Genomic DNA, 11,138 nt, shown 5'->3' on the forward strand with positions numbered 1-11,138 from the left:
CCCGGCTCCCGACTCATCAGATCCTTGACGGCCTCCATCGGGGGAAGACCCTCATAGAGGACCCGTTCGACCTGGCGAGTGATCGGCATGGCGACGCCCAGGTCATCGGCCATGGCGAGCAGGGGGCGGCAGGAGCGCACCCCCTCGGCGACCTGCTGCTGTTCGGCCTCCACCTGCGCGAGCGTGAGGCCACGCCCGAGTTTCTCGCCGAAGGTGCGGTTGCGCGAGAGCGGGGAGCCGCAGGTCGCCACGAGATCCCCCAGTCCCGCCAGTCCCGCGAATGTCATCGGATCGGCACCCAGCGCGACCCCGAGTCGGAGAGTCTCGGTCAGGCCGCGCGTCATCAACGAGGCGAGGCTGTTGGTGCCGAAGCCCATTCCCTCCAGCATGCCGGCAGCCAGGGCGATGACGTTCTTGATCGCTCCGCCCAGCTCGCAGCCGATCACGTCGGTGTTGGTGTAGGGGCGGAAATAGGGCGTCCAGCACGCCGCCTGGACGGCCTCCGCCGTGCTCGTCGAAGTACTGGCGATCACAGTCGCCGCCGGCTGCTCGGCGGCGATCTCGGGCGCCAGATTCGGACCGCTCACCACCGCGATCCGGTCCGGCGACACGCCTGTGACCTGCGTGATGACCTCGCTCATCCGCAGCTGGCTGCCCACCTCCACCCCTTTCATCAGGCTGACGTAGACGGCGTCGGAGCCAATCAGGGGCGCCCATCCGGCGAGGACGGAGCGCAGCGCCTGAGACGGTACGGCCAGCACCACGAACTCCGCGCCGGCCAGCGCCTCCCCCGCGTCGGACATCGCGCGCACCCGGTCCGGCAGCTGGATCGCCGGCAGATAGCGCGGATTGACCTGGCGGGTGTTGACCGCCCGGACGATCTCAGGGTCACGGGCGACCAGGTTGACCCGCGCTCCGGCATCCGCGAGGACCTTCGCGAACACACTTCCCCAGGACCCGGCCGTAAGCACCGCGGCCCGTCTCACCTGGTTCCCCAGAAAACGTCCGGCCGAGCGGGGGGAGCGATCGCGACCCTGACGATGGGTACGAGGAAGGCGCCACCGATCGAGGCGTTTTCTACCTTGTGGCGGGAATCGACAATAATTGTGCCCTCCGGATGGATCGCGTGCCTGGTATCGACGCCCGGCCGGCTGGACATCTCGCATCGCGCCGCGTCCGCCGCGTCCTCACTCTGACCGTAGACGCCGATCTGGCGGGTACCACGCAGGATGCGCCGCATGCCGGGGACGCGCCACGGCTCCGGCGTTCAGCCCGCGCACGCAGGACCCGGCGCACCGCGGGGTCGGCATGGCCTATGGTCGCCTTCGTGTGGCTCCCACGAAACGGAGTGTCCTGGACGGTCGTGCTGCCGCTGAAGAACCTCACCCGGGCGAAGACCCGGCTGGACCGCCCCGACCGGAGCCGGCTGGCCCTTGCGATGGCTTTGGACACGGTGATGGCGGTACTTGGGTCCGAGACCGATCTGGTCGGCGCCGTGATGATCGTAACGAACGATCGGACGGCCGACCACGCCCTGTCGACTCTCCTCAATTCCCATTATATCGGCGCAGATCAACTGGATCTTTCCCCGGCTGCGAGGAGTGCTCGGCTCGTCGTGATTCCGGACGAACCCGACCGAGGTCTCAATCCCGCTCTGGTGCACGGCGCCGCGCTGGCCTCGGCCCGCTGGCCCACCCGTGCGGTGGCTGCCCTCTCCGCCGACCTTCCCGCGCTGCGCCCCCCCGAGCTGCATCAGGCGCTGTCCGAGGCGAGCCAGCACCGTCGAGCGGTTCTCGCCGACGCGACCGGAACGGGAACCGCTCTGCTGACCGCGTCGGCCGGCGCCACCCTGCAGCCCGCATTCGGACCACACAGTCACGCCACGCACCGTCGCTCCGGAGCGGTGGATCTGACGGGAACCCTCGGTGGCTCGGTACCGGGACTGCGACGTGACGTCGACACGCTGGCGGATCTGGCGCAGGCCCGGGACCTGGGGGTAGGCCTGGCCACCAGGGCGGCGCTGACCGCCGGGTATCACTCCCCGCTCGTGGCGGAGGACTCCGGCGGATCCGGCGGCGGACCGGGCACCTCGGCGGAGTCAGGGCTGTCCGTACCGCCGGGGATCGTAGGCGGAACCCAGCGCCGGATCGTGAGCGACGCGAGCGGACCAGGCCGGGCGAAGAAGTATCCCTGACCCAGCTCGCAACCCAGCTCCTCGAGCTCGGCGATCTGTCCTTCCCGCTCGATGCCCTCGGCCACGACGACGGCACCGAGGGCGTGCGCGAGACTGATCATCGATCGACGCATCGTCGCCACTCGGTGTCCGTCCCTGGGCGGTTCGAGCAGCGTCCGATCGAGCTTCACGACGTCCACCGGCAGTTGATGGAGGGCGGCCAATGTGCTGTGGCCGGCACCGACATCGTCGAGCGCGACCGCCACCCCCAGCGCACGAACCTCGTTCAACACCTCGCGTGCGCCGCGCAGATCGTCAATCCGGCTCGTTTCGGTGATCTCGACCACCAGCCTGCCCGGGTCGAACCGACTGGCCGCCAGCGCCCGGGCGACACTGTCGAGCAGCGTGGTGTCGGCGATCCTGCTGGCTGAGACGTTCACGTGCAGCCGCAGTGCCGAGGCCGGGTACGCCACGGCGACCTCCGCGCAGGCCTGGGTGAGGACCATGTCGTCGAGGGCGCCGACGATGCCGCCGTCCTCCGCGGCCGCGACAAAGGTGCCCGGTGGCACCGGTCCACGCCCCGGCTCCGTCCATCGGGCGAGGGCCTCCAGGGCGACCGGACTGCGATCGCGCAGCCGCACGATGGGCTGGTAGTGCACGTCGAAGCCGGCCGACCGTCCTCCCCTGCGCAGGGCGGTGGCCAAGGCGTCGGCGAGGTGCGTGCCGGCGCTGGGCGGGCACAGTCCGGGCCGGTAGACCACCAGACGGTTCTTTCCCGTTCGTTTTGCCGTGTGGACGGCCGTGTCGGCCCGCCGGAGCAGCGCCTCGGTGGTCTCCTGGGTCCGGCACGCGACGACCAGCCCCACACTCCCGCGGACCGGCCAGAGGTGACCGGCGGCCTGCGCCGGCTGGCGCAGCGCGGCCAGGACCCGTTCGGCGACGGTCTCGGGCAGTTCCCGCCCACCGTCCAACAGCACGGCGAACTCGTCGGAGCCGAGCCTCGCCACGGTGTCCGACGTGCCTACGCAGTGTCGTAGCCGTTGCCCGACCTCGCGCAGCAGATGATCACCTGCGGCGTGCCCGAGGCTGTCGTTGACGACCCGGAAGTCGTCGAGGTCGCAGTACAGGACGGCCACGTCACGGCCGTCGTGGCGGCTCGCGGCGAGGGCGTCGGTGAGCCGCTGGTGGAACAGGGCGCGGTTGGCCAGCTCGGTCAACGGGTCATGGGATGTCCAGTGCCGCGCCTCGTGCTCGGCCTCGCCGACCCGGCCCGCCAACCGCTGACTCACCCGCAGGGTCGTCAGCTGCCGGACGAGGACGGTGAGGACGAGCGTCGCACCCCCGATAATCTCGACCGGATCGAGAACGACTCCGCCGTGGGCCCGCCCCAGCAGAAGCGCCGCGACCGCGGCCGCGGCGACATAGGGGACCGCCGGCCACAGCCATCCGAGCAGTTCGCCGTGAACGGGCCACCGGCGAGACCGGCGGCCGTTCTCCCGGCCGTCCTCCCGGCCGGCACGCGATGCCGCAAGGACGATCAACAGGGCACCGGCGACCGAGCAGGAACCCGTCATCGTGGGATCCCTGCCGTCGAGCTGAACGATCCACACGCCGGCGACCGCGAGGCACACCAGTCCGGTTCCGGCGATCGCGACGGCGGGCAGGTCCACCGGTTGCCGGAAGCCTGCCACGTGCAGGAATGCGATGATCAACAGCAGCACGACGATCGGATGCGCAACCGCGAGGAGATGCTCCACCGGCTGCGGCGGGCGGGAGGAGTCCACTTCGTCGATCCCGGCGAGCACCCCGGACCAGGCGAGCAGGAACAGGGAGTTGCCGAGTATGACCTCGTCGAACGCGGTGGCCGGACTGGCGCGCGGGTAGGCGGCGGCCACCCCCTCGCAGCCCGCCCCGGCGACGCGGGTGAGCCGCGAGGAACTCGGCGGCCAGCGGTGGCTGCCCCCGGCGAGGCCGGCCATCCCTGCCGGCGCCAGCACGCCCGCGCGCGGTCGTGATCGACGCGCCCGACCCGCGGGAACAGCCGCGAAGGCGGCGAGTGCGAGGACCGGCATGGCGAGTTGGCCGGCGTCGGTGAGATACCCGGCATCCGTCGCGGTCCGCCCTCCGACCGATGCCCCGTCCCAGCGGTGCAGCATCCATCCGGCCTGTCCAACCGTCCAGGTTGCCAGCGCGAAGGACAGCCACACCAACCAGCGGCCCCGTACTCGACCGAGACGGCGACCGGCCAGGGCACAACTCAGTGTCGCGGTCAGGCCCGCGGCGATCGCGGCGGCGTCGACGAGCATCCCTCGTCCCGCCCTCCTCCCCCTGTGCTGGCCGCCTGGGGCAGTCGGCCGCCTAGGGCAGAGGGATCCGACCGGACCACGGAAACGGCCCGCTACATCACGATAAGGTACAAACGAGTGCGACGGCGCTTCTCGGCACCGTAGCGCGTGATCGCTATATCACAAAGAGTAGGCGGATACTTCGCGTGCCGCGCGGTCTCTGCCAGCGTCCGGATCGGAGTCAGACCAGCGATGCGGGTCCCGCCCGGCCCCCGCTGCCAGAGATGCCACATCGATGCTGCCGAGTCCATCGGGGACTGGCACCATCTACAGGCATGAGCGAGCTGATGGCGACCCGTCCTGAACAGCCTCAGCGCAAGGCCCGCAGTGGCCTGCTCGAGCCCCTGGAGGCGCCACGTCAGCCGGCGCCGTCCGACCTGCCCGCCGGCCGCTTCATCAACCGAGAGGCGTCCTGGCTCGACTTCAACGCCCGGGTCCTCGCGCTCGCCGAGGACGTGTCCACGCCCCTGCTGGAACGCGCGAAGTTCCTAGCGATCTTCGCCAGCAACCTGGATGAGTTCTACATGGTCCGGGTCGCGGGGCTGATGCGACGCGAGGCGACGGGACTGGCCGTCCGCTCCGCCGACGGGCTGACCGCCCGGGAACAACTCGATCTCATCAGCACGATGACGGCCGAGGTCACCCAGCGGCATTCGCGATGCTTCACCGACGAGGTGGGGCCGTCGCTGGCCCATGCCGGGATCAGCATCCGGTTCTGGCCCCAGCTGACCGAGACCCAGCGTGATCAGCTGCACCACTACTTCCACAAGCAGATCTTCCCGGTGCTCACTCCCCTCGCCGTCGATCCGGCGCACCCCTTCCCCTACATCAGCGGGCTGTCGCTCAATCTGGCCGTCCAGGTCCGTGACCCGGGCGGGGAGGTCGACCGCTTCGCCCGGGTGAAGGTGCCCCAGAACGTTCCTCGGCTGGTCCCCGTGGCGGTGGAGCCTACCGACACGACCGGCGTCCCGGGGGGCCTGGCCCCCCAGGCGAGCGCATGCTTCGTCCCGCTGGAGGAAGTGATCGCCGCCCATCTCTCCCAGCTGTTCCCGGGCATGGAAGTGATCGACTCCCATCTGTTCCGGGTCACCCGCAACGCCGACCTCGAAGTCGAGGAGGACGAGGCGGAGGATCTGCTCCAGGCTCTGGAGCGCGAGCTCGCCCGGCGCCGGTTCGGTCCCGCCGTCCGCCTGGAGGTGGACGGCGACATCGATGATGATCTGCTCACCCTGCTGATGCGGGAGCTGGAGATCACCGAGCGCGAGGTACATCGGGTCGCCGGCCTGCTCGACCTGTCGACCCTGTGGGCTCTCTACGACCTCGACCGCCCGGAGCTGAAAGATACGCCGCGGGTCCCGATCACACATCGGCGGCTGACGACCGATGACGGCGAGACACCGGACTTCTTCAGCGTGCTCCGGGAGGGCGACGTCCTCGTTCACCACCCGTACGACTCGTTCACCACGTCCGTTCAGCGGTTCATCGAGCAGGCGGCGGCCGATCCGCATGTTCTCGCCATCAAGCAGACGCTCTATCGCACGTCCGGGGACTCCCCCATCGTGGATGCCCTCATCGGCGCGGCCGAGGCGGGAAAGCAGGTCGTCGTCCTCGTCGAGATCAAGGCCCGGTTCGACGAGAGCGCCAACATCCGCTGGGCCCGCGAGCTGGAACGGGCCGGCTGCCACGTGGTCTACGGTCTCATCGGCCTGAAGACCCACTGCAAGACCTGCCTCGTGGTACGCCAGGAACGCGGCGGCCTGCGCCGCTACTGCCATGTGGGTACCGGCAACTACAACCCCAAGACCGCTCGGCTCTACGAGGACCTCGGGCTGCTGACCGCCGACCCGGGCGTGGGCGCGGATCTCACCGACCTGTTCAACGTCCTCACCGGCTACAGCCGACAGACGGAGTACCGCTCGCTGCTGGTCGCCCCGCAGCACATGCGGGATGGCATCCTGCAGCGGATCGAAGCCGAGGCCCAGGCTGCCCGGGAGGGCGGGGAGTCCGGGATCCGCATCAAGGTCAACAGCCTTGTCGACGAACAGGTGATCGACGCGCTGTATCACGCCTCCATCGCCGGGGTACCCGTGCACTGCCTGGTCCGCGGGATCTGCGCCCTACGTCCCGGAGTGCCGGGCCTGTCGGAGACGGTCCACGTGCGCTCGATCCTGGGGCGGTTCCTGGAGCACAGCCGGGTCCTCGAGTTCACCTCGTCCGGCGAGTTCTGGATCGGCAGCGCGGACATGATGCACCGCAATCTCGACCGTCGTATCGAGGCACTCGTGCGCGTCCCGCACCCAGACCGGCGAGACACCCTGCGGCAGATGCTCGACCACGCGTTCTCCGACGAGGTGTCCGCCTGGGTGCTGCAGTCCGACGGCTGCTGGGAACGACGCACGACCGGGCCGGACGACGTTCGCCTGTCGGACTACCAGCACGACCTGATGGCCGACGCCATGCGGCGCGGGCACCGGTAAGCCCGGCGCCCGCACCGATGGTCAGTCGTTGCTCGCCGAGACGCTCGACTTGAACTCGGAGCCGGGCCGGAACTTCGGCACGACCGAGGCAGCGACGTGCACGGGCTCACCCGTCGCCGGGTTACGACCTGTGCGGGCGGCCCGTTCCACCCGCTCGAACACGCCGAAGCCGGTGATGGTCACCTTCTCTCCGCTCGCGACGGCCTCCTGAATGGCGTCGAACACCGCGTCGACGGCCTTGGTGGCGTTCGACCGCCCGCCCTCGATCTGCTGGGCGATGCGGTCAACCAACTGGGACTTGTTCACAACAACCTCCGGACGCCCCCCGCGGGCGCGGGGTGGGGAGCAGATCGGGCATCACACTGCGCTGCACCGTAGGCATCTCCACTGTCGAGGGCAATTCCCGTGAGCGTGTCGCGTCACACAAACCCGCACGTCAACGGGTTTGCTCCGGTGGGCGACGGGATGCGTAGGGTCCGGCCGACATAGCTCGTTCGGCAGATTCATTACGTTCAGTAGCGAGAATTGCCTTCTGGTTTGGGCGCAATGTCACCCTTTGGTAGCCGGATGCCCCCGACATCGCCGATGCCACTCCGCTGGGTAGCTACCCGGAAGCCTGCCGCGACAGCCGCTTCATCCCCACAGAGATGATCAACACTCCCCCGGTGCACCCGTCACCCATCCCACCTTCCTGAATGTGAGATCCGACACGCACCACCGTGAACCCCCGACCGAGACCGGACCCGACTCCGTCCCCGCGGATGGTGCGGTGCTCGGGAACCGGCGCACCCGGACGCCGGTGGCCGGGTGACAGCCCCGGGCGTTAGGCGGTGGTCGGCGACCAGGCGGGCCGACCGGCCTCGAAAGAGGTGATCATCTCTTCGTGGCGAAGGGTCAGCCCGACGTCGTCGAGCCCCTCCATCAACCGCCAGCGGGTGAAGTCGTCGAGGTCAAAGCTGGCCACCAGCCCCGCGCCCCGGACCTCGCGCGCGACGAGATCGACAGTGATCTCGATCGTGGGATCGGCCTCGACGGCGGACGTGAGTGCCTCGACCGTCTCAGCCGGCAGCTGCACCGGCAACAGGCCGTTGCCGAGGGCGTTGCCGCGGAAGATGTCCGCGAACCGGGGCGAGAGCACGGCACGGAACCCATAGTCCTGCAGCGCCCAGACGGCGTGCTCCCGCGAGGAACCGGTGCCGAAGTCCGAGCCGGTCAGCAGGATCGACGCCGCGGCGTACGCTGGGTTGTTCAGCACGAAGCCGTCGTCGGCGCGCCACTGCGCGAACAGGCCGGCGCCAAATCCCGTCCGCTCGATCCGCTTGAGCCACTCACTTGGAATGATCTGATCGGTGTCGACGTCGCTGCGGCGCAGCGGCACCGCGCGCCCGGTGTGAATCGTGAACGCCTCCATCGCGGAAACGCTCCCCTCTCAAAGAAGTCGTGGATGAACGACGGTCGCCGTCGTGCGTGGACCGACGATCCACGCCGGGCGCGCTACAGATCCGCCGGAGCGGTCAGCCGACCGGTCACGGCGGTGGCCGCGGCGACCGCGGGTGAGACGAGATGGGTGCGCCCACCCGGCCCCTGCCGGCCCTCGAAGTTGCGGTTCGACGTCGAGGCACTGCGCTCGCCGGGCCGAAGCGTGTCGGGGTTCATGCCGAGGCACATCGAACAGCCGGCGCTGCGCCACTGCGCTCCCGCCGCTCGGAAGACCTCGTCGAGCCCCTCCGCCTCGGCCTGCGCCTTCACCGCCATGGAGCCGGGAACGATCAGGACCCGGACCCCCTCGCTCACCCGCCGGCCGCGCAGCACGTCGGCGGCGGCGCGCAGGTCACTCAGGCGCCCGTTGGTGCACGATCCGATGAACACCGTGTCGACGGTGACGTCGGACAACGGGGTGCCGGGGGTGAGGCCCATGTAGGTCAGCGCTCGTTCGACCGAGGCCCGCGCGGCCGCGTCCGGGTAGTCGGCGGGCGCGGGAACCAGCGATCCGAGCGGTGCGGCCTGGCCCGGGTTGGTTCCCCAGGTGACGTAGGGCGTGAGGCTCGCGGCATCGATCACGACCTCCCGGTCGAAGACCGCGTCGGAGTCGGAGGCGAGGGTGCGCCAGTAGGCCACCGCTTCCTCCCAGGCAGCGCCGGTGGCGACATGCGGCCGCCCGGCGAGATATTCGAACGTGACGCCGTCGGGCGCGATCATCCCGGCGCGCGCACCGGCCTCGATGGACATGTTGCAGACCGTCATCCGGCCCTCCATCGGCAGGGCCCGGATCGCCGCACCGCGGTACTCGATGACGTGGCCGGCACCACCGCCGGTACCGATCCGCGCAATGATCGCCAGGATGAGATCCTTCGCGGTGACCCCGACGGGCAGGTCGCCCGCCACGGTGATCGCCATCGTCTTCGGCCTGCGCTGCGGCAGCGTCTGGGTCGCGAGGACGTGCTCGACCTGGCTGGTGCCGATCCCGAAGGCCAGCGCCCCGAACGCGCCATGGGTGGAGGTGTGACTGTCACCGCAGACGATCGTCATGCCGGGCTGGGACAGCCCGAGCTGGGGGCCGATGACGTGCACGATGCCCTGGCCCGGGTCGTTCATCGGGTACAGCCGCACGCCGAACTCGGCGCAGTTCTTCCGCAGCGCCTCCACCTGAGCCGCCGAGATCGGATCGGCGATCGGCGCCAGCGTGTCGGTGGTGGGGACGTTGTGATCCTCGGTAGCGAGGGTCAGCTCCGGACGCCGCACGGGCCGCCCGGCCAGCCGCAGGGCCTCGAACGCCTGCGGCGAGGTGACCTCGTGAACCAGGTGCAGATCGATGTACAGCAGATCCGGTTCACCGTCGGCGCGCCGCACCACGTGGGCGTCCCAGACCTTTTCCGCAAGTGTGCGCCCCATGGGCAACCCATTCTCCCCTCTTCTGGCGTGGTGATGAGTTTCCCTGTCCCACAGCTTGTTGTCTCATGATGTGGGATGACAGTATCAATGTGTGAAACAGCTTAGCGGAGTCGGAGTCCTGGACAAAGCAGCCCTCGTGCTGACCACCGTCGAGGCGGGACCGGCGTCACTGGCTGATCTGGTGGCCCGAACCGGGCTCACCCGTGCGACGGCGCATCGGCTGGCACAGGCTCTCGAGGTCCACCGCCTGCTCGGCCGGACCGCCGACGGCCGCTTCGTCCCCGGGCCGCGGCTCGCCGCGGGGACCCCGACCCCCTTGCCGTGGGACCTGCTGGATCGGGCCGACCGGGTTCTCGCCGAGCTTCGTGAGGTGACCGGAGAAAGTGCCCAGCTCTATGTGCGGCGCGGGGCCCTGCGCCGCTGCGTCGCCGCCTCCGAACGCGCCAGCGGCCTGCGCGACACCGTGCCCGTCGGCGCCGCACTCCCGATGACGGCGGGGTCCGGTGCTCAGGTCCTCCTCGCCTTCGCGGCGCATCCCGAGCCGGAACTGCTCGCCGGAGCCCTGTTCGACGAAGCTGTCCTCCGCCGGGTGCGCGATCGTGGCTGGGCGGAGAGCATCGGGGAACGCGAGAGGGGGTTGGCGTCCGTGTCCGCCCCGGTGCACGATGGCACGGGAACGGTGATCGCGGCAGTGTCCCTGTCGGGACCGGTGGAGCGACTCACCCGGTCGCCGGGGCGCCGGCACCGCGCGGCGGTCCTCGCCGCGGCAGCCCGGCTCTCGACACCGGCCGTCGGCTGACACACCCACTCGCCTGCATCCACCCGCCACCAACCGCCGGCCACCGGACGTCGGCCACCAACCGGTGGGCCACCGCCACTTTCCCCGGCCACAAAACACGCGACCGGACCTTTTCGTCGGCCGTTCTTGCCATTCGCCATTTTGAATCCCCCATTCGGACCCCACGCCCGCGACTGCCCGGGCTACATCTGCCGGTGGTGGGCGGCGGCTCCACCGCGCAGGGGTATCTCCCGCCGCGCGGCTTCGCCGCCCTACGTCGTAGCCTGTTCGAGTCGTCCGTCTCGGATGATCGGAACAGTAGGCCGGATGACCCATGCGGGTATTGGCATCTAGTGCAAGCGATACAGCTCGCCCGCGCACTGGTGCGCTCGTCCGGATGACGCTCCGGGCTCCGCCCACGGGCCGCCGCCGCCCGCAGCGGCGCCGTCGTAGGCTCGGCCGCCCCGGGCGGC

The 11,138-nt window shown here is 70.0% G+C and carries 8 protein-coding genes and 1 pseudogene; 3 read left to right on the plus strand and 6 right to left on the minus strand.

The annotated features are described in order from the left end of the window. The coding region (locus tag AC08ON_RS00515; protein WP_476616274.1) for an NAD(P)H-dependent glycerol-3-phosphate dehydrogenase at positions 1-986 on the minus strand (986 nt) is incomplete at its 3' end. Further along, complete coding sequence (locus tag AC08ON_RS00520) at positions 983-1,240, minus strand: hypothetical protein (protein ID WP_476606011.1); 258 nt, start codon at positions 1,238-1,240, stop codon at positions 983-985. The genes AC08ON_RS00520 and AC08ON_RS00515, both read right to left, overlap by 4 nt. Before the next feature lie 75 nt (positions 1,241-1,315). Between AC08ON_RS00520 and cofC the strand changes: the two genes are divergently transcribed. Further along, on the plus strand, positions 1,316-2,194 hold the full coding sequence (gene cofC, locus AC08ON_RS00525; RefSeq protein WP_476606010.1) for a 2-phospho-L-lactate guanylyltransferase: 879 nt from the start codon (positions 1,316-1,318) through the stop codon (positions 2,192-2,194). Positions 2,195-2,229: 35 nt separating this feature from the next. Here cofC and AC08ON_RS00530 read toward each other — a convergent pair. Beyond that, positions 2,230-4,479, minus strand: a pseudogene (locus tag AC08ON_RS00530) (putative bifunctional diguanylate cyclase/phosphodiesterase); the annotation flags it as partial. Positions 4,480-4,793: 314 nt separating this feature from the next. Here AC08ON_RS00530 and AC08ON_RS00535 point away from each other — a divergent pair. Continuing rightward, positions 4,794-6,995, plus strand: coding sequence for an RNA degradosome polyphosphate kinase (locus AC08ON_RS00535; RefSeq protein ID WP_476616275.1), 2,202 nt, complete (start codon positions 4,794-4,796; stop codon positions 6,993-6,995). Between the two features lie 21 nt (positions 6,996-7,016). Here the strand turns inward: AC08ON_RS00535 and AC08ON_RS00540 are convergent, their stop codons facing one another. The 3 genes from AC08ON_RS00540 to leuC all read right to left on the minus strand — a co-directional run bounded on the left by AC08ON_RS00540 (position 7,017) and on the right by leuC (position 9,887). After that, positions 7,017-7,301, minus strand: coding sequence for an HU family DNA-binding protein (locus tag AC08ON_RS00540; RefSeq protein ID WP_011437995.1), 285 nt, complete (start codon positions 7,299-7,301; stop codon positions 7,017-7,019). Between the two features lie 517 nt (positions 7,302-7,818). Beyond that, positions 7,819-8,406 carry a 3-isopropylmalate dehydratase small subunit gene (gene leuD / locus AC08ON_RS00545; RefSeq protein WP_476606008.1) on the minus strand — a complete coding sequence of 196 codons (588 nt, stop codon included), beginning with the start codon at positions 8,404-8,406 and terminating at the stop codon, positions 7,819-7,821. Between the two features lie 83 nt (positions 8,407-8,489). Further along, positions 8,490-9,887, minus strand: coding sequence for a 3-isopropylmalate dehydratase large subunit (gene leuC / locus AC08ON_RS00550; RefSeq protein WP_476606029.1), 1,398 nt, complete (start codon positions 9,885-9,887; stop codon positions 8,490-8,492). A 91-nt stretch (positions 9,888-9,978) separates the two neighbouring features. Between leuC and AC08ON_RS00555 the strand changes: the two genes are divergently transcribed. Beyond that, positions 9,979-10,686 carry an IclR family transcriptional regulator gene (locus AC08ON_RS00555; protein WP_476606007.1) on the plus strand — a complete coding sequence of 236 codons (708 nt, stop codon included), beginning with the start codon at positions 9,979-9,981 and terminating at the stop codon, positions 10,684-10,686. The last annotated feature ends 452 nt before the right edge of the window (positions 10,687-11,138 follow it).

Source organism: Frankia sp. CoWAU3, from assembly GCF_977971855.1.

Bases quoted from the DNA above. Each gene is read 5' to 3' on its own strand.
- AC08ON_RS00520 (WP_476606011.1), bottom strand. From the start codon at position 1,240: ATGCGGCGCATCCTGCGTGGTACCCGCCAGATCGGCGTCTACGGTCAG.
- cofC (WP_476606010.1), top strand. From the start codon at position 1,316: ATGGTCGCCTTCGTGTGGCTCCCACGAAACGGAGTGTCCTGGACGGTC.
- AC08ON_RS00535 (WP_476616275.1), top strand. From the start codon at position 4,794: ATGAGCGAGCTGATGGCGACCCGTCCTGAACAGCCTCAGCGCAAGGCC.
- leuD (WP_476606008.1), bottom strand. From the start codon at position 8,406: ATGGAGGCGTTCACGATTCACACCGGGCGCGCGGTGCCGCTGCGCCGC.
- leuC (WP_476606029.1), bottom strand. From the start codon at position 9,887: ATGGGGCGCACACTTGCGGAAAAGGTCTGGGACGCCCACGTGGTGCGG.